This window comes from Ciceribacter sichuanensis (assembly GCF_024055605.1).
GTDB lineage: Bacteria > Pseudomonadota > Alphaproteobacteria > Rhizobiales > Rhizobiaceae > Allorhizobium > Allorhizobium sichuanense.
This window is the reverse complement of record NZ_JAMXLX010000013.1, coordinates 23,546-48,523: the sequence shown is the minus strand read 5'-3', so window position 1 is coordinate 48,523 and position 24,978 is coordinate 23,546. Positions and strand designations below refer to the sequence as shown.

Annotated in this window: 24 protein-coding genes and 2 pseudogenes; 10 read left to right on the top strand and 16 right to left on the bottom strand. The window is 58.9% G+C overall.

What is annotated here, in order from left to right; all coding sequences use genetic code 11:
- Nucleotides 1–7: 7 nt before the first annotated feature.
- From cheY1 to NBH21_RS24555, 4 genes are all read right to left on the bottom strand, one after another.
- Entirely contained in the window at nucleotides 8–373 is a 366-nt protein-coding gene (gene cheY1 / locus NBH21_RS24570) for a chemotaxis response regulator CheY1 (protein WP_099056616.1), read from the bottom strand.
- Nucleotides 373–669, bottom strand: a complete 297-nt coding sequence (locus tag NBH21_RS24565) for an STAS domain-containing protein (protein ID WP_250913236.1) — start codon at nucleotides 667–669, stop codon at nucleotides 373–375. The genes cheY1 and NBH21_RS24565 overlap by 1 nt, the downstream gene beginning before the upstream one ends.
- 136 nt (nucleotides 670–805) lie before the next feature.
- On the bottom strand, nucleotides 806–2,461 hold the full coding sequence (locus NBH21_RS24560; RefSeq protein WP_250913235.1) for a globin-coupled sensor protein: 1,656 nt from the start codon (nucleotides 2,459–2,461) through the stop codon (nucleotides 806–808).
- A 352-nt stretch (nucleotides 2,462–2,813) separates the two neighbouring features.
- The gene (locus tag NBH21_RS24555) at nucleotides 2,814–3,623 is read right to left on the bottom strand and encodes an inositol monophosphatase family protein (RefSeq protein ID WP_250913234.1); all 810 of its coding nucleotides are present in this window, start codon (nucleotides 3,621–3,623) and stop codon (nucleotides 2,814–2,816) included.
- A 209-nt stretch (nucleotides 3,624–3,832) separates the two neighbouring features.
- On the opposite strand from NBH21_RS24555, the gene NBH21_RS24550 reads away from it, so the two are divergent.
- Nucleotides 3,833–4,123 (top strand): hypothetical protein, encoded by a 291-nt coding sequence (locus tag NBH21_RS24550; protein WP_250913233.1) that lies wholly within the window; start codon nucleotides 3,833–3,835, stop codon nucleotides 4,121–4,123.
- Here the strand turns inward: NBH21_RS24550 and NBH21_RS24545 are convergent.
- Nucleotides 4,118–5,809 carry a sensor histidine kinase gene (locus NBH21_RS24545; RefSeq protein WP_250913232.1) on the bottom strand — a complete coding sequence of 564 codons (1,692 nt, stop codon included), beginning with the start codon at nucleotides 5,807–5,809 and terminating at the stop codon, nucleotides 4,118–4,120. The two genes, NBH21_RS24550 and NBH21_RS24545, sit on opposite strands and share 6 nt — an antisense overlap.
- Nucleotides 5,810–6,085: 276 nt before the next feature.
- Here NBH21_RS24545 and NBH21_RS24540 point away from each other — a divergent pair, with 276 nt between their 5' ends.
- Nucleotides 6,086–6,367, top strand: coding sequence for a BON domain-containing protein (locus NBH21_RS24540; RefSeq protein WP_250913231.1), 282 nt, complete (start codon nucleotides 6,086–6,088; stop codon nucleotides 6,365–6,367).
- A 15-nt stretch (nucleotides 6,368–6,382) separates the two neighbouring features.
- On the opposite strand, the gene NBH21_RS24535 is transcribed toward NBH21_RS24540, so the two are convergent.
- Both NBH21_RS24535 and NBH21_RS24530 read right to left on the bottom strand, forming a co-directional pair.
- Nucleotides 6,383–6,634, bottom strand: coding sequence for a hypothetical protein (locus NBH21_RS24535; protein ID WP_250913230.1), 252 nt, complete (start codon nucleotides 6,632–6,634; stop codon nucleotides 6,383–6,385).
- 115 nt (nucleotides 6,635–6,749) lie between these two features.
- On the bottom strand, nucleotides 6,750–7,862 hold the full coding sequence (locus tag NBH21_RS24530; protein ID WP_250913229.1) for a polysaccharide deacetylase family protein: 1,113 nt from the start codon (nucleotides 7,860–7,862) through the stop codon (nucleotides 6,750–6,752).
- Nucleotides 7,863–8,085: 223 nt separating this feature from the next.
- On the opposite strand from NBH21_RS24530, the gene NBH21_RS24525 reads away from it, so the two are divergent.
- On the top strand, nucleotides 8,086–9,039 hold the full coding sequence (locus tag NBH21_RS24525; protein WP_250913228.1) for a glycosyltransferase family 2 protein: 954 nt from the start codon (nucleotides 8,086–8,088) through the stop codon (nucleotides 9,037–9,039).
- 38 nt (nucleotides 9,040–9,077) lie between these two features.
- Here the strand turns inward: NBH21_RS24525 and NBH21_RS24520 are convergent, their stop codons facing one another.
- The 7 genes and pseudogenes from NBH21_RS24520 to NBH21_RS24490 all read right to left on the bottom strand — a co-directional run bounded on the left by NBH21_RS24520 (nucleotide 9,078) and on the right by NBH21_RS24490 (nucleotide 17,052).
- On the bottom strand, nucleotides 9,078–10,193 hold the full coding sequence (locus NBH21_RS24520) for a lysylphosphatidylglycerol synthase transmembrane domain-containing protein (protein WP_250913227.1): 1,116 nt from the start codon (nucleotides 10,191–10,193) through the stop codon (nucleotides 9,078–9,080).
- A 136-nt stretch (nucleotides 10,194–10,329) separates the two neighbouring features.
- A complete protein-coding gene (locus NBH21_RS24515; protein WP_250913226.1) occupies nucleotides 10,330–11,943 on the bottom strand; it encodes a GumC family protein in 1,614 nt (537 codons plus the stop codon).
- A 151-nt stretch (nucleotides 11,944–12,094) separates the two neighbouring features.
- Nucleotides 12,095–13,162, bottom strand: a complete 1,068-nt coding sequence (locus NBH21_RS24510; RefSeq protein ID WP_250913225.1) for a glycoside hydrolase family 5 protein — start codon at nucleotides 13,160–13,162, stop codon at nucleotides 12,095–12,097.
- Between the two features lie 19 nt (nucleotides 13,163–13,181).
- Complete coding sequence (locus tag NBH21_RS24505; protein WP_280924897.1) at nucleotides 13,182–14,234, bottom strand: acyltransferase family protein; 1,053 nt, start codon at nucleotides 14,232–14,234, stop codon at nucleotides 13,182–13,184.
- A gap of 64 nt (nucleotides 14,235–14,298) precedes the next feature.
- Nucleotides 14,299–15,561: a hypothetical protein gene (locus NBH21_RS24500; RefSeq protein WP_250913223.1), complete on the bottom strand. Its 1,263-nt coding sequence runs from the start codon at nucleotides 15,559–15,561 to the stop codon at nucleotides 14,299–14,301.
- Between the two features lie 572 nt (nucleotides 15,562–16,133).
- Nucleotides 16,134–16,337: pseudogene (locus NBH21_RS24495) on the bottom strand (ISNCY family transposase); the annotation flags it as partial.
- A 226-nt stretch (nucleotides 16,338–16,563) separates the two neighbouring features.
- Nucleotides 16,564–17,052, bottom strand: a complete 489-nt coding sequence (locus NBH21_RS24490; RefSeq protein ID WP_250913274.1) for a hypothetical protein — start codon at nucleotides 17,050–17,052, stop codon at nucleotides 16,564–16,566.
- Between the two features lie 175 nt (nucleotides 17,053–17,227).
- On the opposite strand from NBH21_RS24490, the gene NBH21_RS24485 reads away from it, so the two are divergent.
- The 7 genes from NBH21_RS24485 (at nucleotide 17,228) to NBH21_RS24455 (ending at nucleotide 23,603) form a co-directional block, all read left to right on the top strand.
- A complete protein-coding gene (locus NBH21_RS24485) occupies nucleotides 17,228–19,174 on the top strand; it encodes an AfsR/SARP family transcriptional regulator (protein ID WP_250913222.1) in 1,947 nt (648 codons plus the stop codon).
- Nucleotides 19,175–19,186: 12 nt separating this feature from the next.
- On the top strand, nucleotides 19,187–19,618 hold the full coding sequence (locus tag NBH21_RS24480) for a hypothetical protein (protein WP_250913221.1): 432 nt from the start codon (nucleotides 19,187–19,189) through the stop codon (nucleotides 19,616–19,618).
- A 27-nt stretch (nucleotides 19,619–19,645) separates the two neighbouring features.
- Nucleotides 19,646–20,839 (top strand): YcaO-like family protein, encoded by a 1,194-nt coding sequence (locus NBH21_RS24475; RefSeq protein ID WP_250913220.1) that lies wholly within the window; start codon nucleotides 19,646–19,648, stop codon nucleotides 20,837–20,839.
- Nucleotides 20,840–20,843: 4 nt separating this feature from the next.
- Complete coding sequence (locus tag NBH21_RS24470) at nucleotides 20,844–21,539, top strand: TfuA-like protein (protein WP_250913219.1); 696 nt, start codon at nucleotides 20,844–20,846, stop codon at nucleotides 21,537–21,539.
- A gap of 14 nt (nucleotides 21,540–21,553) precedes the next feature.
- Entirely contained in the window at nucleotides 21,554–22,720 is a 1,167-nt protein-coding gene (locus NBH21_RS24465; protein WP_250913218.1) for a hypothetical protein, read from the top strand.
- 87 nt (nucleotides 22,721–22,807) lie between these two features.
- Entirely contained in the window at nucleotides 22,808–23,254 is a 447-nt protein-coding gene (locus tag NBH21_RS24460) for a helix-turn-helix domain-containing protein (protein WP_280924896.1), read from the top strand.
- A 118-nt stretch (nucleotides 23,255–23,372) separates the two neighbouring features.
- On the top strand, nucleotides 23,373–23,603 hold the full coding sequence (locus NBH21_RS24455; RefSeq protein ID WP_252759590.1) for a hypothetical protein: 231 nt from the start codon (nucleotides 23,373–23,375) through the stop codon (nucleotides 23,601–23,603).
- Between the two features lie 92 nt (nucleotides 23,604–23,695).
- Here the strand turns inward: NBH21_RS24455 and NBH21_RS24450 are convergent.
- Together NBH21_RS24450 and NBH21_RS24445 are read right to left on the bottom strand one after the other, a co-directional pair.
- Nucleotides 23,696–24,057: pseudogene (locus NBH21_RS24450) on the bottom strand (3'-5' exonuclease); the annotation flags it as partial.
- Between the two features lie 135 nt (nucleotides 24,058–24,192).
- The gene (locus NBH21_RS24445; RefSeq protein ID WP_250913217.1) at nucleotides 24,193–24,834 is read right to left on the bottom strand and encodes a hypothetical protein; all 642 of its coding nucleotides are present in this window, start codon (nucleotides 24,832–24,834) and stop codon (nucleotides 24,193–24,195) included.
- Nucleotides 24,835–24,978 lie beyond the last annotated feature (144 nt).

The following is a 24,978-nucleotide window of genomic DNA, read 5'->3' as shown; positions in this document are numbered from 1 at the left end:
TCCCGGCTTAGGCGGTTACACGCTCAATGGCATCGATCAGTTTGGTCGGATCGAAAGGCTTGACGATCCAGCCGGTCGCGCCAGCCTGGCGAGCGCGATTCTTCTTCTCCGCATCACTTTCCGTGGTGAGAACCAGGATCGGGACAGCGCGATATTTTTCGTTGCGACGAACGCCTTCGATAAAGCCGAAACCATCGAGGCGCGGCATGTTGATATCGGTCACGATGACGTCGGGATTGGCTTCCTCGAGAACTTCGAGGCCTTCCACGCCGTCCTCGGCCTGAATGGTTTCGAAGCCGGCATTGTTGAGGGTCACCAGAAGCATGTTTCGGATGGTTCTGGAGTCATCCACTGTGAGTACTTTTTTCTTCATTACCGGCTCTCCTTAGCGAGCAGATGATCAATGTTCACGCCAATCAATTGAAGTGTCTTGGTGAAGGCATCTGAAACCTTCACGAAGGAGAAGGGCTTCTTGTCCGCTTCCCATGCACTGGCACCAGCCATGAGAATCTGCACGCACTGGGCGCCGACACGCTCGACACCAGAAGCGTCGATCGCCAGTCCGCTGCCGCGCAGGGACATGAGGTTTTCCCGAAGGTTCGAAGCCTCATTCAGGTCCAGCACTGCGGACAGTTTCAGACTCTTCTGTTCGCCTTTCTTGCTTGCCATCAGTTCTTTCCTTGTCTTACGAGCCCCTGGACATCATAACGCTGCCTGCAGCACGGCGGTCCGTACCTCCGCCGATCCTCAGGTCGCATGGTCCGCCCGATATCTCTTGTGTACCCGAAGGTGGTAAACAATCCCCTCAACCTCCAAGCCCTGCGATCCCGACATGGAAGTCGAAATCGTCATTGAATGCGAAATCGTCGTGAGCCGCTGACAGCGGCAGAGGCTGTTGCGTCGCACGGGCGGGTGCTGGCACGCCTGCAATCTCGATCGCCGGGCGTGCCGCCTTCGGCGCCCTGCCCTGCCGTTCGACATGAAATTCGCGGATCGTGCGGCCGAGTTCGAGGATGACGGTATGCAGCCGGTCAGTACCCTCGTGGGACTGGCGGGCGCGTTCTGCGTTTTCCGCTGCTTCCGTACCGAGGTTTGCGACCGTACCGGCAACGGCTTCCAGCCCCGCCGCCTGGCTGGCGCTCTCCCGAGCGATATCGGATACCACATCATTGATGCCGCCGACCTGGGTGACGATGCCGCCGATCGCTTCCTGTGTGCGGGCAACCATGTCGACACCGGCTTCGACCTGCGCCTTGGTGGTGGCGACAAGGGTCTTGATTTCCCGGGCGGCATCCGCCGACCGCTGGGCGAGCGCACGCACTTCCTGCGCGACAACGGCAAAGCCCCGGCCGCTATCGCCTGCTCGCGCCGCCTCGATCCCGGCATTGAGCGCCAGAAGATTTGTCTGGAAGGCAATCTCGTCGATGGCGCCGATGATATGGCCGATCTGTTCTGCAGAGGCCTCGATGTCCGACATGGCGGAAATCGCCTGTCCGACGACATTTCCGCTCGCCTCGACCGACTGGCGGGTGGCGGCAACGCTTCGTTCCGCAGCTCTGGTCTTACCCGCACTTTCGCACACGCCTGCCGTCAACGCGTCAAGGACGTGCGCGGCATCCGTCAGCTTCTCCGACTGACTGCCTGCGCGTCCGGCAAAGTCTTCGGCCGAGGCGGTGAATGCGGAGGTCGACGCTTCGGCAAGACGGGCCTTTTCCTCGGAGGAGAGAAAAGCCTGCTGCAACTGGTCGAGTGCCGCGTTCATCCGGCCTGCAAGAGCGGCATGGGCTTCCGGTACGCCATCCGGAATGCGAACCGTCAGGTCCCGTTCGGCAAGGGCATCGACAACGGGCGTAAAGATTTCCTCAAAGACGGCGCGATCCTTTTCGCGCTGTGCGGCGAGTTCCTTGTGATGCTTGACGCGCAGTTCGTTGAACCGCAGCGAGACGGCGATTTCGACATCGACCATCACCAGACGGACGATGGCGCCGACCAGATCGGCGATCTCGCGGTTTTTCTTGCGACCGGTGGGAAGAAGGCTGCGACCGGCCAGATCCTGCATTACCGCGCCGAGCAGATGCTCCAGCACCACGCCATGTCCGGCGACATGCCAGCGCGGGTCGAGGCCCATGCGGCTCTCGGTATCGGACAGCACCTTGACCCGCTCGGCATAAAGCGCATCGAAGCGGGCGTCGGTGAGCACCTCCCAATGGGAGGCAAGCAGGTCATGCAGACGGTCGAACTGGCGCTCGCTGGAGAAATTGCGGGCGGCATCGGGAAAGGTCTGAAGACGCTGGAAAAGATCGCGAAGCCCCAGCTTGAGGCTGGGTTCCAGCACATGGCGGTGCTGGCGGAGAAGATCGCAGAAGCCGTCGTCCAGGCCGGCAAAACGCAACCGGTCGCGCAGGCTGCCCGCCTGTGCGTTTCCCGGCCGATCTGACGGCGAAACCTGCCCCACTGCCATCCCCGTTCCTGAACCGCTCCCTGGGATCGGTCCTGTCATTTCCGGGTCTGGCATCGATTGCGCGGATACACGTTTTGGCGACATCCGAAGATGCGGCAGACGGCATCGCTTTCAGCGAAGGCTTACCCCGGAATTGTGTCAATGCTTCTCATACCGGACCGAAACCGGTACGACGGGATGGCGTCATGCCCGACGGAAACGCCCCTTGCGGGAGTCCCTCTCCGACGTGTCCTTCAATCTTTATGGTTAATTCCTTGCCTGAAGGTTAATGAATTCCTTCCGGCGGCGTCATTTCGAAGCTTTCCGCATCGCAGCAAGCTTGGAGTGTGCTTTGAGCGTGTCGAATGTCACATCAGAGGGCCGCGCGCGCTGCCGCAAGCTCGATCAGGGCCTCCAGTTCACCGCTGATCTGCGGAGCCGCCCCGACCACCTTGCCGCCTGTCAACAGCCCATCCGAAACCGGGAAGTCCGCGGTCCAACCACCGGCCTCGCGGATCAGGCAAAGCGCTGCAAGACAATCCCAGGCATTGATATGCGGCTCGTAATAGCCGGCGAGACGACCGCAGGCGACATGGGCCAGCATCAATGCGCCGGAGCCGCTACGGATGAACATGCCGCCGGCTTCCAGCAGCACTTCGGCAAAACAGGTGACGGAACGGATCGGGACGCGGCCGTTTGCACCAAGGCCAAGCAAACCGTTGGCAATGGACGCGCGAGCGTCGACACGAATCGGCTTGCCGTTGAGGAACGCTCCGCTTCCCTTACGCGCTGTGAAGAACTCGTCGACGGTCGGCTGGTAGACGAGGCCGGCGATGGTTTCGTCGCCCTTCATCAGCGCCACGGAGACGCACCATTCCCGGTAGCCATGCAGAAAGCAGCTTGTGCCGTCGATCGGATCGACCACCCAGCGATAGCCGCTTGTGCCTTCCGTCAGCCCGGTTTCCTCGCCGAGAAACCCATCATCGGGGAAAGCGGTGGAGATCCGGGTGCGGATCAGGTCCTCGACCTCGCGGTCGGCCATGCTGACCACGTCCTGACCGCTCTTCTTCTCCTCAATGACCAGCGCTTCCAGATTGCGAAAATGGGCAAGCGCCAGTTCCCCTGCCTCGACGGTCAGGGCATGGGCAAACTCGTAGCGGGCATCGTCTTCGGCACTATGCATCTGAAACAGCTTTCCGTTTTCGACCCAAGGACGGGTGTGCCACAAGGCATCGATCATCACAGGCTGATAGGCCGCGTTCTTGACGATCAGATGATAGGGCGTGGGGAAAACGGTCCACTGATAAAATGCATGTATAACGGCGGAAACTTTTCGTCCGTTCGCGCGTTATTTCGCCACCTTCATTTTGGACAGGGACAGGGGTTGGAGCGATGGCAGAGTTGGTACATCAGGCGGTCGAGGGTCGATTGAACGCGCATCGCGAGATACTCGTGTCACTGCTGGCTGCGGCCTTGATGTCGCCCGAGGCGTTGACGGACATGGTTCGGTCACTGGAACAGGACGTCCTGACGCCCGACGGTGCCGAAGACCCCGGACTGACGCCTTCAGCCGGCTATGCCTCCGGTGCGGAACGCAGCGACGAGATCCGCGAAATACTTGTCACCGCGCGGGAGCGGGCCGCGGCATTGCAACGGATCAAGGCCCTGGCCGCAGCCTCATGACGCCGGTTGTTCGACGTGATCGCGCTTGCTCTCGAAAGCGGAAAGCGGCGCAGCCAACGACCACCGCAATCCCTTCTCGTCGAAGTCGATGGTAACCTTTCCGCCAAAGGCGGCGGCTGCGTGTCGTTCGATGACGGTCGTGCCAAAGCCGCGCCGGGAGGGCTGCACCACCGGTGGACCGCCACTTTCGCTCCAGCGCATACGAAGACCGACCTGCTGCTCCTCATCGACATAGCGCTCCCATTCTACAAGGATGCGGCCGTCGGGCACGGACAAGGCGCCGTATTTAACAGAGTTGGTCGCCAGTTCGTGGAGCACCAGACCGAGATTCTGGACTGCATTTGCATTGGCCAGAAAATCCTGACCGCGCAGCGTGATCCGTTCGCTATCGCCCGTTACGGTTGCCAATTGCAGCTTGATAACGCTCGATATGGGAATGCCGCCCCATTTCTGCTTGGCCAGCGCCTCGATCGACTGGGCAAGGCCTGAGAGGCGACCACTCACCGCTTTCTGGAACTCCTCGATATCATCGGTACTGCGGGCAAGCTGGCGCATCATCGCCTGCACCAGCGAAAGTATGTTCTTGGTGCGATGTACCAGTTCCTGCAGGATGAATTGCACCCGCTCCTCTGCCTGCGCCCGATCAAAGGAGGCATTGGAAAGGGCGATGGAAACCTGATTGGCTTCCTTGACCTTGGTGATCTCAGGCGAAACGATCTCGCCATGACCGATACGCTCTGCCATACGGGCGATCTGGCGGATCGAGCGGCGCAACTGGTTGGCAGCGATAAGCACGACGCCGAGACTGATGCCGAGAAGGACGACACTGCCGAGGATCAACTGCCGCCAGGTGCTGACGATGGTGCTCTGGGCCGCAGATACAGGCCCCCAGACCACAACGCGCCACGGCCAGTCACCGACCCGGGCGTAACCCAGCATCGTTCTGGAATCTCCGTCACGGAGAACGGTGCTGGCATTCGCTCCCGTCATGAGCTTCAACATCTGCCCCGGGAATGGTTGGGCGGAGGGAATGTTGTCCGGACCAGTTGAAACAATCACCTTGCCATCCGCATCGAGCAAGGCCGCGGACCAGCCGTTCGGCAAGCCCTCCGTCGATGTCATGCTGGCGAGATCACCGGCGTTCTGGGTCAGCACGATGGCATCGCCGACGGCCGACAGGTCTTCGGGAAGCGGCATCGTCAGATTGAAGACCCACTGTTTCGCGGTCGCGCCGTAGAAGATGCCGGAAGCCTGCACACGCTTTGCCGCAATGGCGGAATGCAGGTCTTCGATATTGGACATCTTGCCAAGCGCCGTGCCGAAAGGGACCCGTGTATTGAGCGTCTGCGTGCCGTCGGCGGCCACCAGCAAGACATAGAGCGAGCCTTCCCCGAGGCTCGCGGAAGTACGCGCATGAAAGGCTGCGAGGTCGCCGGACTTCAATTCCGAAGCGCCGGACAGAAGACGCAGCGTGGTCGCCATATCCTCCAGCTTGCGTTCGAAATTGACCGCGATGGTCTGGGCATCCAGCGCCACCTCGCGCCGCAACGCGTCATATTCGTTGCGCTCCAGTTCGGAGAGCAGGAAAACCACGAAAATCAGCAGGGGAACGGTGGCCAGAATGGCCATGGCGACCAGATAGACGCTGAGCGAAGCTGTAGGGAAAAGCTTTGAAAGTCTGTTCATTGCCCCGGCAGGCCCGTGCTGGAATTGTGGGCGAGACTGTGCCGTTCAAAGCAATCCATTATGCCTCCCCGCCGCTGAAGTCACTAATGCATTGATAACGCAGGTTCAACGCGCTGCCAACCGCCGAAGGGGCATGGTTGGAACAAAGAGCGTTTTCGGGCGTTAGGCCGCGAGGAACCAGTTTATCAAGTGCACCCAACGCCGGGAGAAGGCCGCATCGGCACGGCGAGCGGGTTGATGCATGGGGCGCCAGTGGCGTCCAGCAGGGAGGCAGAGATGGTTTTCAAACCGCCGCGATTCCATGAAGAACTTCCCGAAATCGAGATCGAAAATCCCGATCAGGAACCGCTGGAAAGCGCGGTAGCCCGGGCGCTCGCCATCGCTCAGGGAGTGGACGCAAGCGATATTACCGTAACCGCGACAGGAAGCACGGTCCTGCTGAGCGGTAACCTACTCTGGTCGGATGAAGTTGACCGCGCGATCGAGGTCGCAATGTCCGTTCCCGGCGTCACGAAAGTCAGCGTCAGTATCAACGTCACCGACCGCGTCAAGGGATGAAAACGATAAAACGCCTCAATGGAGCGCCGTCCGCGCTTCGTCTTCCGAGGGCGTTATCCCGTCGTGACCGGCAAGCGAGCACATTCTTCCCTTGAGATCCTGCTGGCGCAGGACGAGAAAGCGTCGTGCATGCGCCTTCTCGTTGGCGTGTCGATAAGCCGCCTCGACCGCCAGCTGATAGCAGGGGAAAATGGGCGATTGAACGCCCTCGCTCACAAACATCCATCCCTCGGGGTGCGGGACGATATCGCAAAAGATTTCGGACATGTGCATTCCTCCCGGCCTCCGAACTCCGCAGCCGGGAAAGGGTTCCATAGTCCTCAAGCTTTTCTCACCCGAAATGAGGATGGGTGCAGATTCCCGGCGTTCGAGCCCGGTTGCTTCAACGAAGTCCGGCAACTGGATCGCCGAATTTCGTGACGAGCGCGCGGCGTGCGCCGCTCAGCCTGTTTGCGAGCTGCGAGTTCGACATATGGGCGAAACCAGCATCCTCGCGAGGCATGAGGCAAGGCGTCGAGAGATGGGCCGGGAAGAGATGGCCCGATCGGGTGGTGAACCCCGTCTCGAAGCCGGCGGCCTTCACATATTCAGCCTCGCGCTTTCCGCAGGCCCCCTCGGTTCCGTAGGGATAGGCGAAATGCCGGACGGGCCGGTCCAGAAGATTTTCGAGATAGAGCTTGTTGTCGTTGATATCCCGGTAAGCGGCCGCATCATCCAGACCGGAGAGGAACGTGTGGGTCGTGGTATGTCCGCCGATGGTCACAAGCGGATGGTCGGCAAAGCTTCGGATTTCCCGCTCGTCCATCGCGACCTTGTCGACGAGCGCGGGAATCGATATCGCATGGCGAGCGAAGGTCGGGTTCAGGGCTTCCGCACGGGCACGGTCCGTGCCGATCCAGAGACCGATCTGGCGCAGGGCCGCATTCCTGGATGGGGCGTCGGCAAGCGTGAAACGCCGCTCCATCGCCTCAATCTCCACCTCATCCCCGCGCTGGAAAAGGGCTCTCAGTCCAAGCCACCAGGCATAGACCTCACGCGTCACCATGCCCGTTGGCACGAACATGGTCATCGGTGCACTGAACTCTTCCAGAATTGGCAATGCCATCGTCCGGTTGTCGCGATATCCGTCATCGAAGGTCAGGACCGCAAAGTCCCCGGCCTGCGGATCGGCGAGACGCTTCACGGCCTCATCGGGCGTGACGATATCCCTGCTTTCCGCCCTGAGCGCCGCAAGCACCATGCGCAACTGTTCCGGGCTGCAGCCCATGCGCAGATTGCCTTCGACGTCGTCATGGATCTCATGAAACATCAGCACGACACCGCGCCCGCGATACCGGGCGGCGAGACGACGCCCCATGCCCGAAGAGCCGAGCGCCTGCTCCAGCCCGGTCTTCCACTTCACCTTCAAGGCTGCGGCAACCCTCGCCGGTCCGCCAATCGGGTCTTCCAGCAACTCACCGGCGAAACGGCGCAGGTTTTGGATGAAGTAGGACATTTCACAGGCCTTGATGCGAAAACGCGGAACTTTGACAGACCAGAACCTAATGCAGGCAATGTTGAGATTTCGTGAGGAAGGTCCGGATAGGACGAAAAGACAGCGCTATCGAAGCAAGTTCGTTATGATTTATAAAAAGTCGAAAGTCTGATTCATGAAATCGAAATATGCGTAGCTGCAATAGTTGGAAGAGAACGGAGAAGAATAAAGCGGGACGCTGTTCATGACTGACCATCCGACGGTTTCCGTCGTCATGCCGACGTACAATACGCGTGATTGCGTATGTACGGCGATCGATAGCGCACTTCAGCAGGAAAAAGTGCCTGTGGAGGTCATCGTTGTCGATGATGCCTCGTCCGACGGCACCGCCGACTTCGTCAGCGAAGTCTATGCCCAGGACGAACGCGTCAGGGTGATCCGTTGCGAAAAGAACGGCGGCCCTTCCGCGGCCCGCAACATCGGCTTCAAGGCTGCTCGTGGCGAATGGATCGGACTTCTCGATTCCGACGACTGGTGGAAACCGAACCGGCTGGTCCGCCTCCTCGCGCATGCGGACGAAGCTGATTTCATTGCCGACAACATCATGGGCTACGATGTCGGGGCCGGCATCGAGACAGGCCCTATCTATGAAAGGATCGAGGATCGGTGCCTGCATCTGATCGACTTCGTTCTGCCGAGCGCGGCCGATACTCACGATTTCGGATACCTGCAGCCGCTGATCCGAAGACAATTCCTCGTCGAGCACGGCGTGTCCTATCGTGAAAACGTGCGCGTGGGCGAAGACCTGATCTTCAACCTCGAATTCATGGCGTATGGCGGGCGGGCGATGTTCGTCAATGAAGCGCTCTATGTGTATGCGACACCCGTCGGTCTCATCAGTCGCGCCGCCTCACCCTATTCACGCAGTACCGCAGATACGGAGCCCCTGATATACGCTTTGGTGGAAATCTGGCAACGGCTCAGGAAGCAGCTCTCACCGGAGGAAAACAGCGGCTTCGCAAAACGCATCGCCGTCCTGCGTCGTGAAGCGGCGATCGCGGCCTTCCACAGGGCCCGCGTCAAACGGGAATTCTCCAAGATGGCCAAGCTCATTGCCAGCGAACCGCTCGTACGCCAGCGGATCGTCGAGCGGATCGGCCGCAATTTCCTGCCTCAGTCCCTGCGCTCGAAGAACTGAGACTTACTTGCGTCCGTCGTGGCGTCTACACCATGATTTCAGGTGGGTTCCTTCTTGCGGAAAACAAGCTCGCGGCGGGCAAACCATATGCCGGGGACCATCGGAAGCCAGAACGAAAGCCCCCTGAACAAGACAACGGCTGTTATCGAAGGAGCGACGGGAACCCCGAGGATCGCAAGGATTGCCACTGCGGAACCCTCATATGTACCGAAACCCAGGGGAGCCGGACCAATGGTCGCCCCGACCGAGCCAGCCACCATGCCGGCAAAGGCAACAAACAGATCGACGTCCTGGCCAATCGCTTTGAAGCCGATCCAGAGGGTCGTGGCGTCGAGAACGACGATAGCAATCTGGAACGCGAAAGCGCCGAGAAACAGGCGTGTGTTCATCAACTGCACAAGCGGCGCCTCGGCGATCCCGATCAGCAGGATCCTGACAATTCTCTGCCCTGCGATCCACTTGGGAATGAAGCGTTGACCCGACGTCTTCATCGCGAGGACCGACAAGGGGATGAACAGGGCGACAACTGCGAAGACGGCGAAGGTTGAGGCCAGCACAGGTCCCATCCTGTGGTCCATGTAGATAACGAAGAAGCAGACGACAGCGGACGCAAGATAGGCAGTGTAGTAGGTAAACAAGCCCGTCAGCATTGCGTAGAAGGCGATACGCAAAGGTATTCCACGGTTCTTCAGGCCCGCAGTCACCAGAATTGTTCCACTGACCCCACCAGTCGGAAGAGCTTGATCCACAAACAACTTCCCGAGCCCAAGCGGAGCAAACCCGATAAAGCGCATTGGATAGCCGGCGTGCCAGAGAGCAAGCCACCATACGCCGCCTGCGCAGACGTAAGTCAGCGCCTGAATGACGGCTCCGAGCAGTAGCCATCGCACATCGGCGGCGGCTGCGAGTTCGGCAAAATGCTTCAGTTCTTCGAAGTGCAGCGCCAGCAAAAAGAGAACGGCAAGGGCAAGCAGTCCCGGCAACCAGATCCAGAGGGATGCACGAGTAATCCCTGACTTCTGTCTTTCGATTTCCTCGGCAATAAGGGTTTCGCTAAGTGTCGCGCCCTTGGGGACCTCGCCGAGATCGCCGCCGGAGAGATCCTTCTCGCCCCGCATTTCACAAGAGCCTTGAGCATCCGGTTTCGGAGACATTCCTCATTTCCTGAAAGGCCCTTGCCGGATAACTCTATCGCTATTGTTGGATGGCGAGCGCCTGCGTGCAACGTATTTTTCGCGGCTGCGACATTGCCTGCGCCCGACCGTGAACCCGGGCATCCACATCGACGCGTCAGTGAGCCTCTACGCGAGGTGACCGACGTCCGATCCGAACATAGAGAGCGTAAGCGACTGCCGCCATGATCCCCAATCCGAAGCCGAGCACAGCTCCGCCGAAGATGCCGGCAATCAGTAGCGCCTTTCGGCCCGGGCCATCCGGCACCGGAGAAGGGATAGCCTGGGCGACGATACGCACATTGCTCTCGTAGAGGCTCTTCTGCGCAGACGTTTCCTCGCTGCGCTTCAGGACCGCCTCGTAGATGTCACGAGCCGCCTTCGCCTTGCGTTCCAGTTCGCTGAGTTCGATGAGCGCCGTCGAATTCGTCGCCTGGGAGGCCTTCTGGACGTTCATCTCCTTGACCAGGTCCGCCTCTTCATTCTGGGCGGACTGATAGGCGTTGCGCGCGACCACGACCATGCGCTCAAGCTCCAACTGGATCTGACGCTTGACATCCTCCAGCGAGGCCTTCGCCGATTGCAATTGCGGGTGCCTCGGCCCCAGCCGCTCTGTCAGGCTGCTGACATTGGCGGACAAGTTCGCATACTGGTTCCTGAGATCCGAAATTGTTCTCGAGCTTCCGTTGTCGCTCCCGCCATCGGCAATCAGGACATTGTCGATACCCAGCTTCGATACGGTGTCGAGTTGGGCCTTCGCCGAGATGGTCTTGTGCTGCGCCGTGACCAACAGGTCGTCCAACGACTGCAGACGCTTGTCGGCGATCTGATCGCCACCCACGGCATAAAGGTCATTCTTGGAGGTGAAATCCCGGACCTCCGCCTCGGCGGCGATAACTGCCTGCCGCAGGTCCGTCAGGCGACCGACAAGACCGGCATTGACGCTGCCATAGCTGCTTTCGGCGTTGAGCCGCGAGTCAGTGAGATAGGCGGCGACCACGGCATTGGCGATGTCAGCCGACTTTTCCGGCGCATTCGCCTTCACCTTGACCTGAAAGATGTACGTGCTGTCCTGACGGGAGACCTCGACATGCTTCTGCAGGTTGGAGACGACCGTGTTCATGTCGGTCGTGGCATTTCCGGAAGGCCTGCCCACGAATTCAGGATCGGCGGTCAGCTTGAGGTTCTTCGCAACGTTTTCGAGAACCGCATAGGAGGTAATGATGCGTGTCTGGCTGTCGATGGTGGCGTTCAGCACCTCCGGTGACGTCGACCGGTCGCCGTCAACGAGTTCCACGGCGAGCTTCTGCGGATCGAAATAGAGCGTGACGGCAGCGCTGTAGTTCTTCGACAACAGCGTGGTCATGGCTCCGCCAAGGAGGCCACAGACGACGGCACCGGCGAGAATGGTCTTGCGCCGCTTCCAGGCGGAGGAAAAGACGAATTGCAGATCGACGACAAGCGGCCCGTCATCAACGAAAGTCCCAACATCAGACCGTCCATCGATGGCAGTCGATCCGCGCGCATCCGACTGCGGCGGCAGCGTGCGAACCGATCCCTCGCCTCGCGGCTGCGGAGCGGCCTGCTCGCCCGCCTCCGACCCGATCTCGATGCGGCTCTCGCTAACATCAGGCCAAGCTTCCCGGGATGACGTTTGTTCCTTGGAGGCGTCCAGATATCGACGAAGGCTCACATTCATCCCGCCGTCTAAGGGAGCGGAACGATCGCTCATGCGCCGATATTCGCTTTTGGGGCCGGCCATATGCTCAGGTCACACTCTTCATCGAACTGGTTGCGTTCAGTCACGCGGGAACACGTCTCGCAGGCTGACTACGAGACGTCCGTTTCTCGATAAATCATGAAACTTCATGGTTAATTTAGTCTTATCCTTGCGGAGGAATGATTGCGCAGGAACCCGGTTTCGATGCCGATGGCGACAGATTGGGAACAAGCGCCGAAAGCTGCTTGCGATCCCCCTTGGCCGTCGGCTTGATGTTGTTGCCTTCGCCCTCCGGCCACCAGTCACCGCCGGCCCAATAGGTCCAGCCGAGCCAGACATCGGAATCATCGGCCATCTGCTTGGTCATCCGCGTCAGGCCGGCAAGGCAATCAGGATCTTCAGATCCCCCGAATTCACCCAGGAAAGCACGCTTGTCATGGGTACGCAGCCATTCAGAAAGCTTCGCGATCGCGTTGACGGCGATATCGGCGTTCACGCAAGCCCTGTGGGTACCGGAAAGATCCTCGTCCATATACTGATGGACCTCGAAGCCGTAATTGTCGATCGGATCGCGGACGCCAAGCATCACAGGGCCGTTGGCGCCCTTGCCGAAATCCGTTTCCCAGCTGCTGACACCGCTCCAGTAGGTTCCCGGCACCAGAATGAGATTGCGCGCCTTCACCGCCCTGATACCGGCAATCGCCTGGTTCGCTGCATCCAGCCAATCCTTCGGATCAATATCATAGGGCTCGTTCATCAGGCCGAAGACGATGCCATCCTGATTGGCGAACTCGGCGGCAAGCCGTATCCATAACTGAGCGAACTGGCGCGCCGGCACCTGGGCACTGCCAATCTTTCCGCCGGAATAATAACCGAAATTGTGCGGATCGAGGATGACGGTGAAACCCTTCGCCCGCAGGCCGGCAACACTGGTCTTCAATCTCTCCAGTTCGACAGGATCAAGCGGAGCGCCGAGAGCCCGCTGCAGCCGTTCCCATTTGAACGGCAGACGTACCGCATCGAACCCCTTGCCGGCGAAGTAGTTCGCCGTCTGCTGCGAGGGATAGGTAAAGTTGATGCCTTCCTTGCCGTCCGCCTCGCCATATTCCGCGCCCGACAGGTTCACGCCGCGAAAGCAGAGATCGGCATTGGCGGCCTGAGCAGAACCAGCCGTCAGCGCAAGCAGCAAACCACCGACGAGGAGGTGCCTGCCCGTGTGCCACTTTCTCATCTGCTCCATGTCCGCGGCATCACGCATTCTGGACCGGCACCACCCGGCTATCCCGGGGCAGGTTTACCGACGACAGCATCCTGCCGACCGGGACTTCGAAGACATAATAGCTGGCGATGCCGGCGAGCGTCGAAATCACCATCATCAACACAACGAACAGCGTGTCGCTGTGCAGGATGGAGATTGCATGGGGGTAGATCATGCGCGAGCCGGCCAGCGTGAAGATATGAGTCAGATAGATCGAATAGGAGGCGTCACCGAGAATGCGCAGCCAGCGCCAGGACTTGGTATCGGGGATGCGGATCGACGTTGCGAAGAAGATGATGACCACGGCCGGAATGCCGATGGTGAACACGCGCGGCAGGTCGATCTCGAGATAATCGTTGAACATCAAAGCCGCAAAGCCGATCGCGACCATGGCCGCGACGACCGGACCCGGCATGGAAACGCCCTTCTTGTAGATCTGTCCGAGGAGGACACCGGCGACGAATTCGAAGATCACCGAATCCCCGTAGAAGCGGGTGGCGGTGTTCACCGGAGCAAGATTGCAGAGCAGGAAGATGCTGCCGATCAGCGCGACGAGAGCGGCGATCCTGTGGCGCACCGGCACAACGAGGCAGAGGCCGAACAGCAGATAGAAATACATCTCGTAGTTCAGCGTCCAGCCGGGAACGATCAGCGGTGCGATCATGTAATGATCCGGATCCGACGGGTTGATCCACGGCAGGAAGGCGAGAGACGCCAGGATATGCGGCAGGTCGAACTGGGTCGACTTCAGCATCTGCGGAATGATAAGCGAGACCCCGGCGGCAAGCAGAGTAACAGCCCAATAGAGCGGCACGATGCGGCGAACGCGCTTCCACCAGAAGTCAGCAACGGTCAACGGCTTGTCCGACGTGGTGATCCACATGACGAAACCGCTCAGGACGAAGAACAGGTCAACCCCGCTCTTGCCGAACAGATAAGGGTTCAGCCAGGCATCCGGGTTGAGTTTCTGCAATTGCAGAATCGCGTGAAAGTAAACGACAAGAAGAGCCGCAATCGCTCTTATATATTGCAGTTGTACACACATGGGATCTGTCTGTTCGTTGCCTGAAAACGCAATACGTCAACGGAGCTATAGCCCAATGCTACAGCTATTGTCGTTGATGATCGGGCAACGCAGTTAATTTCCCCTCACCCTCGGAAAATTTCATATAGCCGACGAGAAGCCAGATCAGTGCGCCGACCTTGATCGAGAAGATCGCGGTGCCGCCGATCATCATGTTGAGGAAGATGAAGGTCCCGAGCGCAAAGGCGCAACGTTTCTGGTCGTCGCTCTGCCCGCCCGGATAGAAGGTCACGAAGAGCCAGAAGGCGATGAGGCCGAAAACCGTTCCGGCATTGATGACATAGATGTAGCCGCTATCGGCGAAATTGCCGATGACGCGAACATTCAGCGCCAGCAGTTCGACGAAATCGAGATTGAGGAAACCCTTCATGGTCAGGACGATACGGCCGTCCAGCGTATCGCCGCTCGCATCCGGCCGTATCAGAAAGACAATCGCACCAGCGCAGAGGACGATCGGCATGACCAGGGGACGGAGCACGTTGCTGAGCTTCGGGAAAATGAAATACCCCCCGAGGCCGATCATTGAAAAGGCCAGCATGCTGCGGGAGTCGTTGGTCAGCAGGATGAGGATGACCGTCGACACCATGAGGATGCGGTCGAACCGCTTGATCCGGCTGAATCGGCTGACCAGATAGACATCCAGCACACCGGAGAAATTGGCCAGCGACACCTGTTCGAGAAAGAGCGAAGCCGTACGGTGGTCGCTGAGGCCGAAGGAAAAGCGGCCGGGAATGTTGATGGCGTTCTGGAAAATCTTGGAGCCACCAAAGGAAATCTGCTCAAGACCGCGGGTGTTGGTGAAATACAGCGCCGGATAGAGAAGATCCTCATAGACCTTGGTGAAGAAGATCTCCACCAGCAGCACCGACAGCACGCAGATACAACAGATACGAAAGACAAATTCGACGGTGCGCCCGTCCGTCATCGCACCAAGTTGGCAGAAGACCGCGATGATCAGCACGTTGCGGAAAAAATCGACGAACAGCATGCCGTTCGCCACCGAAGTATAGGCCATCACGATCGCGAAGAAGCCGACCAGCACGACGACCGGCAGGGATTCCTGCGAAAGGCCGCGATAGAGCAGATACATCAGCGAGACGAACAGAAGCCCGATCTCGACAAGCGCCACATGAGCAAAGCCGAGCGGCATGACATGCGCGTTGATGAGGGCAAGAAGACCATTATACATGACCGCGAGCGGCACCACGACACGCACCAGCCGCCCATCCGACCGGGCAGCACCGGTCGAAAGCGAGCCTTGCGAATTATGAAGCGCACCGAGATCCATGCACGAGAATTAGCCGACTCGCGCGGAATTAGGAAGGAAGACGCCCGAGATACCTCGCACTCGCGCTGAGTGAACTGACAATCAGGCCAGACTTCTGAAATTCCAGAATTTTTTGCATAATATAGTCAGGAAAATGGTGCTGCTTGCAGACAGGAGCGAACGGTTCTCAAGGCCAATACCCTGTTCTCTGAACGAATGCAGCGAAAAATCGATATAGCCGAGAAAGCTCGGCTTCTGCAGATCCGAATTCCGCTACCTATTCAGCAAATTAGCAGTTCTTTCCCTTAACAAGAGAACAGGGAAAACGCGTTGGTAACAGGGAAACAGATAGACAACCGACATTTTCATGGGCGAGCAAAAGTGAGCTGTATTGGCTGATCCTTTGTTGCAGAGACCGCTACGCCACTTGTCAAAGCTGGATAGGGCTGCGACGGTGGTGGCCAGTTAGAGATGCGCCATTGGCTGTGATGGTTAGCCCCCGATCCGACCGGGTGGGCCGGATTGAAAGGGAGGAGCGAGGGCGGGTGGGACGCACCCCTCGGCTTTAGCTTTGAGACTATGTCCACCGCCATTCATTCGGCCGCTTCCATCCGGGCCAGGGCCCGCTGCCGTTTCGCAATCACCTGCGGATCGTTCATGAAGTCCGTCCGCCGGCCAGGCTTACGGCCACGCTTCTGATAACCATTGCTCTTGCTGCCATCCGGTATCCCAAACATATGATCCGTCTGGCCGGTTCGGCGAGGGCCGCTCTTGCTGCGCTGCTGCTCGCGCCCGGCGTCAGCCAGGCCACGCATAAGCGCAAACCCGATCCCCTGGGAATAGCCTGCCACAAGGCGCACTTGCCGGTCAGATTGAAGAGTTGGCCACGCATGACTGGTCTCTCGTTTATCCGTTTCTGCCATCGCAACAGATCTCACGCGCCGCCAACGACAACAGGCTCATCCCGTAAAGTCCATGATACCCAGTGGCAACGGGCGAGCAGATAAAGACGCTGGAGCTAAATCAGACTGATCTGACTTCTGCTTCGAGGAGCCCCGTATCAGTTAATGGAGATACCGCAAACGTCGAGTTGCTCTTGCTGAGAGCACCGGGCGCAACGCATCGGTAGCGGCTCTTGTTGCAGCAGAACTCGAAGCGCCGCCTGCAGATCCCGGAGCTTGCGACCAGCACGCGATAACCGTTTACGAACTCGTCGAGAACCTCGAGTTCCCTTCCCCATGCCCAGCCGCCATAACGGGTACCGCGGTCCGAACGCAGCACGATTTCGAAGTAGTGCCCTCCACCGGCCTCTCTCATCCTGAACACGAGATCGAGATTGTCTTCATCGCCTGCATCAAATTTTCCCGCAGACAACCTGAGATGGGCGATTTTCGCCTCGGCCAGTGCTCCGATTGGATAAAATGGCTGGCCCCTGAACCACATGAATTCGCTGATCGCATAACCTACGTCATCGGCACGCTGGTAAGGTTCTGCCTGAAATGAAAACGTCAAATATGAATTATGAAACGGCAAATGGTCCATTCTTGCTCCTCGGACGAACAGCGGCTGACCGATCCCGCTTTCCGTGTTTCTTCCCCCTGCGTACACAACCTATACGATGCAATCATCAAAGCAACGCAAAATCGTATTACAATGCCACTTTCAATTTCTCATATGCCGTTGTTAGATGGCGACTCAAAGGGGTGATGACGTGGTTGAAGACGCGGAACCTTTAGTGATCCGGCTCTTTGGCATGCCGCGCTGCGAAGCGGGGCATCGGACATTTTTTCCCGTTAAAGGCCTGGTCCTTATTGCCGCGCTTCTCCTGTCTCCCTCCCGCTTCCTGACACGCCAGGCGGCGGCGTTCCTTCTTTGGGAAGATGCCGAGGAAAAGCGCGCGGCCGCAAATCTTCGTCAGCTTCTGCTCAGGCTGCAACAGCACGCCATTGACGGCGAACCATTCGTCGTTTCGACGATGGCAGGGCTGACCGTCGGTCCAGCGACACGGCGCTCCGATCTCGAGGCGTTCCTGTCGTCGCTTAAGGATGAGGATATCGACAGCAGGCTGAAGGGCCTTCTCGCTGTGACCGGTGAGCTCCTGCAAGCAGTTGAAGCCGGAACTGAACAGTTCGATTTCTGGCTGCTATCCCAACGAAACCGGCTGAACGACCAGTTTCACGGTGCGATGAACCGCCTGCTCGATGATGTCACACGATTTGGCGCCGGGAAGTCTGCGGACATCGCGACGATCGCCAATCATGCCTTGCAGCTCGAGCCGGACAGGGAGGAGACCTATCGGCTTTTCATGAACGCTTTCGCGCGGGCGGGAGATCCCGCAGCCAGCGATCGGATTTTCGCCAGACTGGCCCAGCACACGCAACTGGACGGACGGTCACCGGAGGCCGAAACGCTTGCGCTTCATCGCCGGCTGAAGGGACGCGTGGAAGCGATTGCAGTGTCTCCGTCAGCATCCTCGGCGGGCGCAACTTGCCGGCGTCCCCGGGTCGCATTCCTGCGCCCGACCAGAATTGATGGAAGTAGCTTCCCGTCCTTCGTCCAGGCTTTCGTCGAGGATATCGCCAACAGCCTGGTTCGCTACCGGACATTTGCCGTCATCTCTCCCTATAGCAGTTTCGCGACGGCAGGCGACATGTCGGGCGGGCTATACCGAACGCTACGGGCAGACTATTGTGTCAAGGCGACCGTGTTCGACAACATGCGCCTGTCATTTGCCATGATCGAGGAGGCGACAGGCGAGATCGTCTGGTCGCTCGAGGTAGTCCTGGCGGAGCGCCAGCTCCACTCCGCCTTCAGGATGCTGTCGAAACAGATAGCCGCCGCATTGGCCGAACAGATCGAGCGGCTCCAGCTTGCGCCGGCCCGGCAACATGATGGCGGCGCCTATCATCACCTCCTGTCAGGCCAGCAGCTGCTACGGGGAAAATGCGATCTGCCGCTCCTGCGCAGGGCGCGTTCGGAGTTCCGCAAGGCAATCGAGATAGATCCTCAGATGTCGGTTGCGCGAGCGCGTACGGCGCAATCCCTTCAACTTGAATGGCTTATGCTCGGCGGTGATGACCCGCATCTCCTGCACCGGGCGAAGGCCGAAGCGGAAGCCGCGATCGAGATCGATCCGGCACTCGGCATCGGCCACTGGATGCGCGCAGTCGTCGCGCTTTACCAGCGGGATTTCGAGACATCGGCGCAAGGTTTCTTCGAGGCGGAAGCACTTGCGCCCAACTCGGCCGATCTCCTGATCCAGCATGCGGATGCGCTTGCGCATTTCGGGGAAAAAGACCTCGCATGGCAACGCTTCCAGCAGGCGATCGATCTCAATCCGCTGGCTCCGGATATCTACTGGTGGGCGGGCGCCAGCATCGCGCTGAAGCGGGACGACTATCGGACGGCGGTGGATCTCTGCACGAAGATGGAGAACGACGAACCGGCGTTGAGGGTGCTGACCGCAAGTCATGCTCTCAATGGAAATCTGGAGGCGGCGCGAGGATATGCGCGCCGCCTGCAGGAGATCTATCCTGGCCTGTCAGCCAGGGAGATCAGTGGCGTATCGCCAGACAAGGATCCGGCGGCTAACGAGAAACTTTATACGGCATTTCGATTAGCAGGTATCAAATAGGGGGTTTTTACCATGACGAATTCGCAGTTCTACGTCATCGGCAAGAAGGGTTTTGGTGTGCTCGTTTTGAGGACATCGCCGCTTCGCGCCGCAACGGTGTCTCACGAGGTGATTACCGCCTATGAGGCCAGTCATCCAGGCGTCGACGGCTACGCCCGGATTGCCGCGAAGGCCAAGGCCATGATGGCAAGCCAGGACGGCAAGCCCGACACAGCGCTCGATGAAGTCCAGATCCAGGGCATCGAGGCGCTGATTTCCGGTGGAGCCACGGTTTCGGAGGCGGATTTCGCCCTGGTCGGCGAAGTGGTCGATGCGGGGTGGGATTTCAACCGCGTCATCCAGCTTCCGATCGAATCTGCATTGCGTGCTGTCGGTCCGAGCGGAATAACGGCCGGTGATCTGTTTGAAGCAATTCTGTCCGACACGCCCAACGCAGCTCCTTAAGTGGCGTTCGGAGTTCACGGCGAGGGCGTGGAGACCGTCAGATCCGACCGGTCGGAAGCGCTCGAACCGACGGAACCGGGTCCCGAGACGCTCAGGCGTTTCGGAATCACGCGTGTCGGCGACATCACCGGGCTGGACACGATCGGTATTCCGGTCTGGTTTGCCACTCGCCCCAATTCTCGAGGCCTTTCCGTTTCCCAGGGCAAAGGCATCACCATCAGGCAGGCACGCCTGTCGGCCATCATGGAAGCGATCGAGGGCGCCGTCGCCGAAGATACGCAACGTCATGTCTGCGAATATGGCTCTGTCAGAGCCATATCGGCGCGACACACGCCCATGGTTACGCTGGAACGGCTTTCCCGCGTCGATGTCGATTGCCTCGATCAGGACCGGGAACGGGCCTGGGTGAGAGGTTTTTCCGTTCGAACCGGAAAGGACGTGCTTGCACCCTACGAGCTCATAGGCCTCGACTTCCGCGCAGGCTTCCCATGGGACCGGCGGGCGTTTCACATGAGTTCGCTCGGACTTGCAGCCGGCTTCGATTGCGATCGCGCCATATTGCATGCGCTTCTCGAACTCATAGAACACGACGCCTGTTTTCTGATCGATGCGATGGACACCCGCTCCGTCAGGACACGCAGAGTAAGCATTCCGCCTGCTATTGACCCGTCCCTGGATGGTTTGATCGATCGCCTCGACAAGGCGGAACTGAGGGCAGAGTTCCATGATCTGACAACCGGAAACGGCGTGCCGGTCGTCATGGCCAGCATCGAAAGGCATTTTGTGGCGCAGGATGGTCCGGGAATGCGGACGGCTGCCGGTGTGGCCTGCCGTCTCAACCCCCTCGAGGCTGCAACGGTCGCTCTTCTTGAAGCGGTGCAGTCGCGGCTCACCGATATCAGCGGCGCTCGCGATGACCTTTCGCCCGCCCGTTATTGCGGCAATCTCGCCGCATCCATTCGGGAAGAAGAAAAGACGCTGCCGGCAATGATGCCCGAAGGGGGCGAGCTCATCTCGGCTGGCGTATCCGCAGCACACTGGCAGCGCCTCGCAGCCCATCTCCTGGCAAGCGGGGTGGAGGACATATACATATTCCCGCTTGAAAGCGGGGAACCGGGCATCAAGGTCGCGCGCGTTCTCGCAAGCGGCCTCTCCTCGTCTTCAACTGTATCGATAAGCCGCTTCTCCGCCAGCGCGCTCAACGCGTTCATGGAGCCCTAGATCGATGGAAACAATTGTCTTCACCGGTCCCTCGACCTATGGCCTGGATCTCGCACCCCGCTACAACTTCTCCATCCGGCCGCCGGCTGTCGCCGGCGATATCCTGGCAGCAACGCGCGAGGGCGCGCGACGGATCGGTCTCATCGACGGGCTTTATGGAGATTGCGTTGCGGTCTGGCACAAGGAGATCCTGTATGCTCTCTCCCACGGGGTCGCCGTATTCGGCGCGGCCAGCATGGGAGCGCTGCGGGCAGCCGAATGCGAGGCCTTCGGAATGATCGGCATCGGCGGTATCTTCCGATCCTATCGGACCGGAGACAGGGTATCGGATGCGGACGTCGCCGTCAGCCATGCTCCTCGGGAACTTGGATATCAGCCCCTAACGATTGCTCTCGTCGATGCCGAGGCAACCATCCAGGGACTTTCTGCCAGCATGGAGCCCGCCGATACCGCATCCCTGATGGCGGCAGCAAGTGCGTTGCATTTTTCCGGGCGAACCTGGAAATCCATTGCCAGAAAGGCGGGGTTCGGGATCGAGACGGCGCGAACCCTCGCCGAGAATGCCAGGTCGGTCAAACATGCTGACGCTCTCGAATTGCTCGATACACTGAGAGATGATCCGCCGCCCGAACTGCAGCCGGTTGGCTGGTCGTTCCAGAATACGATCTTCTTTCAAAACCTCGCCGCCCGCCTGAGCTGAAAGAGGAGATCTCGATGCACTCTCTCTGCCGAAAGCCAGCACTGGTGCCCGACTGCGGCGGTATCATCCAGCAGATCGCCTTCGCCATCCCTGATGTTCTTCTCGAAAGCGTGTACGACCGTAACGACGGCCTCCTGGTGCCGATCGGCAATCTGATCGCCACACTTCCCCAAGAGGTGACGGCATTCGTTGTCTTAAGCTCAAACGCGCTGCCTGCCGCTAAGACATGGCTCGACCGGTTGAAGTCCGGATGTTCACTGACGCTGATCCCGGTTGGCGGTAACACCGGCGGCGTTCCCAGCCCCTGGATCCAGGATTTCTTCCACGTGCGCACGCACGACACCGGCGCCGTCGAGATATTGTCGAGGCCGGACGATGTGGTCGCCAGTCATCTGGCGCATGCTATCGGCGTCGCCACCGTCCCTGTCGCAATCGATCTTGCCGGCGGCGACCAGCTTGTCGGTCCGGACTTCCGGCTGGTCGGGTGGTCGAGCATGAAGACGAACGGCCTTCAAACCGGGGATGCCGCGGGTTTTCAAGGGCCGGCAATCCTCACCGAGGTGGATCATCGTCCCATCAGGATCTTCGGCTATCAGGTGGCGGGCCTCTCGCCGATGGCATCGACAGACGCCACGGGATCTCTCCCGTTCGCCGGTCGCCTTCATCAGGTGGGCTTTCATGTCGATCAGTTCGTCTCGGTGACCGGCCTGGAACGCGATGGCCGACCGCTGCTGCTGGTCGGCGAACCCGACGCACCGGCAAGCCCGCCGAACGGTATCTTCGAAAACCTGCGACGGCAGCTGGATGCATCGGTGACCCATCTGATCCGTCAGGGCTTCGCAGTGCTTCGCAACCCGATCCCTGTCGCCATAGCATTAGATAGCGGAAAACGCCTGCCGCGGCTCTACAATAACGTCCTCGTGGAGAACGGACTGCGCCCGGGGCGCCGGAAGCCGCTGATGTGGCTACCGCAGTTCGGCGATCTGGAACCGCTTGAAGATTATGACCGGGCAAATGCAGGGATATGGGAAGAGCTGGGCTTCGATGTCATTCCCGTTCCCGAATGGAGCCGTTTTGCAAGCCGCAATGGTGCTCTCCGTTGCGCGTCCAAGGTTATCAGCAGGCAACGAAACTCACCGGTTACGGATATGCCCATCGCGCGGAAAAGCATAACACTTTAGTGAAGTCTCCTGCATCGATAGATTGTACTTTCATAAAATTCTCAACGAGGATATCGTCGCCAGGCGTTGCCAGAATGAGGAATAGACATGTCGACCAAAAACCCCAATCCCATCGACGTTCACGTCGGCATGCAGATCAAGCTGCGCCGCAAGATTTTAAGCATCAGTCAGTCGGCCCTCGGCGATCAGTTGGGGATCACGTTCCAGCAGGTCCAGAAGTATGAAAAGGGCACCAATCGCGTCGGAGCCTCGCGCCTTCAGGCAATCGCAAAGATCCTCGGTGTCGATGCCGCGTTCTTTTTCCAGAGCGCACCGGGGGCGGCATCACCACCTCAGGGGCAGCAGAAAAACGAAGCCAGCGAACTGCAGACCTTCCTGACGTCGCAGGATGGGTTTGCGCTGAACCAGGCGTTTTTCAAGATCAAGGACCAGAATATCCGTCGGCAGGTCGTTGCCCTGGTCAAGGCTTTCGCGGAGGCGGAAGAAGGTTTCGGCAAGGCGGCTGCTACCGCCGGCGACGCAAAGCATCCCTAAACGTTCAGTCCCTTCTGTATCACGTCACACCCGTGTGACGCTCGCGTGACGCCCTGTGTGTTCTAGTCTTGGTACGCGGCATGGTGCTGCGTCCGGGCGCACATTGCGAGAGGCCGATATGCGGGTGTTTGAGGTAACTGAGGCGGGCGATGAGGAAGATCTGCTCGCCCTAGGGCGGATGGTGTCTTACGCCTGCCAGCGGGCCAAGACGATGAATCTCGAGTTTTCGACCTATTGTCTCGAGATGGCGATGATGTCGCTGATGCAGGATCTTGCGAGATCCGGGCCGAAACGACCGAAGCCGGAAGAGCGGACGGCGAAAATGAACCTCGGGTCCGGGTTCCACTGATCAACCGGCCGCCGGGCACGTTCCCAAGAGTCGAGCCGTTCATGATCGTCACGCTTAATTCGGCCGTGGTCACCAAACCCGGCCGTACTCTCTTATGAACCCGCCTTGAACCGGTCGAGGGCCGTCAGGTATTTGATCGGCGGATCCGCCTCCCAACGATAGATCTCCGACCTCAGGAAACCCAGCTCCTCTTCGAGGCTCTCCTCCGGCAATTCCATCCACCAGGATTTCGGGCGACCATCGGAACCATCCGACCAGCGGTAACCGCGCGCCTTGAGGTGATCCTTCATGTCGAACGGGCTGTTTTCCGCAAAGATGCGCACCCGTGATGACTGACTAGCTTGATGGAGCTCCACAAATGGCGTTAAGGCAGCACCCGGCAGTGCCTGCCCTCAAATCCGCGCGCCGACCAGTCAATCTCCGAGACCGAACAGTACGCTGGCTGGAAGCAGAAGCAGGCTGGATACCTGCTAAATAACGCCCCATTCTGCATGCCCTTAAGAAGCGACTGTACGATCACTGATGAGGTGAGAAGAGGCCGAGATGGAACTTCCTTAGCCACCCCGTGACACTCCGTGATCATACCAATTCAGATTGAATGCGACAGCGTCGTCCCAGTTTTCGTGCTATATTTCAAGACTTGGGCGATGTGCTTCGGACTTTCTGAGGCCTCACTTTCAGACAATTCAGTCGCTGCGGCTGAATTTGCAGAAATAGCGTCCAGCGTCTCTAAGAGATCGCTCGTCACATCGGTTCCTGCAGAAAAGTTTGCCAAAGCGTCTTCGTGTAAGCTGTAAGGATTCATTGCGTCTTGAAAGGATGCGACGATGCCTTGCAGGGCGCCCGTTATATCGTCCGAATTGAGGCTGCAGCCTGCGCCTTCCTGTTCGAACAATGCCTGCTTTGCCTGCGTCATGTAATCTGCCGCCGCAGTCAACATTTCGAGCTTTGCTCCGGTTGGTTCGTTTCCGTTGCCGTCGTAAAAATAATAGCTTCCATCAGGGTATCGGTTTAGGTTGTACCCGGTGATACCGTAGAACGTTTCTGTTTCCTCGGTGTTGAACGTTACGTTCCACCCTGGATAGGTTTCCTTCTCGCCTTGTTGGACGCTTGAGGTATCGAAAAGCTGACTATTGGAAGCGTATTGATCCGATGAACTCGCATTCTGCGTATTCCCGGTCGAATTCTTGTACATTTGATATGAATTAGACGTGACCATACCCACCGACATTGCATTCTCCTTCTCAAAACAGCCGAAACCTAGGAGATAAAGCTTGCGCGGGAATGGTCAGTTTTCATCTACTTTGAATTGCTTTCCTATGAAGGATTATTGGATTTGAATGCAGCAGGCCCACTTGAGCCTGCTGCTTCGTCA

What these genes read in the sequence shown, in the direction of transcription:
- cheY1 (WP_099056616.1), bottom strand. Translation starts at nt 373, where the DNA reads ATGAAGAAAAAAGTACTCACAGTGGATGACTCCAGAACCATCCGAAAC.
- NBH21_RS24565 (WP_250913236.1), bottom strand. Translation starts at nt 669, where the DNA reads ATGGCAAGCAAGAAAGGCGAACAGAAGAGTCTGAAACTGTCCGCAGTG.
- NBH21_RS24560 (WP_250913235.1), bottom strand. Translation starts at nt 2,461, where the DNA reads ATGGCAGTGGGGCAGGTTTCGCCGTCAGATCGGCCGGGAAACGCACAG.
- NBH21_RS24555 (WP_250913234.1), bottom strand. Translation starts at nt 3,623, where the DNA reads ATGCATAGTGCCGAAGACGATGCCCGCTACGAGTTTGCCCATGCCCTG.
- NBH21_RS24550 (WP_250913233.1), top strand. Translation starts at nt 3,833, where the DNA reads ATGGCAGAGTTGGTACATCAGGCGGTCGAGGGTCGATTGAACGCGCAT.
- NBH21_RS24545 (WP_250913232.1), bottom strand. Translation starts at nt 5,809, where the DNA reads ATGAACAGACTTTCAAAGCTTTTCCCTACAGCTTCGCTCAGCGTCTAT.
- NBH21_RS24540 (WP_250913231.1), top strand. Translation starts at nt 6,086, where the DNA reads ATGGTTTTCAAACCGCCGCGATTCCATGAAGAACTTCCCGAAATCGAG.
- NBH21_RS24535 (WP_250913230.1), bottom strand. Translation starts at nt 6,634, where the DNA reads ATGTCCGAAATCTTTTGCGATATCGTCCCGCACCCCGAGGGATGGATG.
- NBH21_RS24530 (WP_250913229.1), bottom strand. Translation starts at nt 7,862, where the DNA reads ATGTCCTACTTCATCCAAAACCTGCGCCGTTTCGCCGGTGAGTTGCTG.
- NBH21_RS24525 (WP_250913228.1), top strand. Translation starts at nt 8,086, where the DNA reads ATGACTGACCATCCGACGGTTTCCGTCGTCATGCCGACGTACAATACG.
- NBH21_RS24520 (WP_250913227.1), bottom strand. Translation starts at nt 10,193, where the DNA reads ATGTCTCCGAAACCGGATGCTCAAGGCTCTTGTGAAATGCGGGGCGAG.
- NBH21_RS24515 (WP_250913226.1), bottom strand. Translation starts at nt 11,943, where the DNA reads ATGAGCGATCGTTCCGCTCCCTTAGACGGCGGGATGAATGTGAGCCTT.
- NBH21_RS24510 (WP_250913225.1), bottom strand. Translation starts at nt 13,162, where the DNA reads ATGAGAAAGTGGCACACGGGCAGGCACCTCCTCGTCGGTGGTTTGCTG.
- NBH21_RS24505 (WP_280924897.1), bottom strand. Translation starts at nt 14,234, where the DNA reads ATGTGTGTACAACTGCAATATATAAGAGCGATTGCGGCTCTTCTTGTC.
- NBH21_RS24500 (WP_250913223.1), bottom strand. Translation starts at nt 15,561, where the DNA reads ATGGATCTCGGTGCGCTTCATAATTCGCAAGGCTCGCTTTCGACCGGT.
- NBH21_RS24485 (WP_250913222.1), top strand. Translation starts at nt 17,228, where the DNA reads ATGGCGACTCAAAGGGGTGATGACGTGGTTGAAGACGCGGAACCTTTA.
- NBH21_RS24480 (WP_250913221.1), top strand. Translation starts at nt 19,187, where the DNA reads ATGACGAATTCGCAGTTCTACGTCATCGGCAAGAAGGGTTTTGGTGTG.
- NBH21_RS24470 (WP_250913219.1), top strand. Translation starts at nt 20,844, where the DNA reads ATGGAAACAATTGTCTTCACCGGTCCCTCGACCTATGGCCTGGATCTC.
- NBH21_RS24465 (WP_250913218.1), top strand. Translation starts at nt 21,554, where the DNA reads ATGCACTCTCTCTGCCGAAAGCCAGCACTGGTGCCCGACTGCGGCGGT.
- NBH21_RS24460 (WP_280924896.1), top strand. Translation starts at nt 22,808, where the DNA reads ATGTCGACCAAAAACCCCAATCCCATCGACGTTCACGTCGGCATGCAG.
- NBH21_RS24455 (WP_252759590.1), top strand. Translation starts at nt 23,373, where the DNA reads ATGCGGGTGTTTGAGGTAACTGAGGCGGGCGATGAGGAAGATCTGCTC.
- NBH21_RS24445 (WP_250913217.1), bottom strand. Translation starts at nt 24,834, where the DNA reads ATGTCGGTGGGTATGGTCACGTCTAATTCATATCAAATGTACAAGAAT.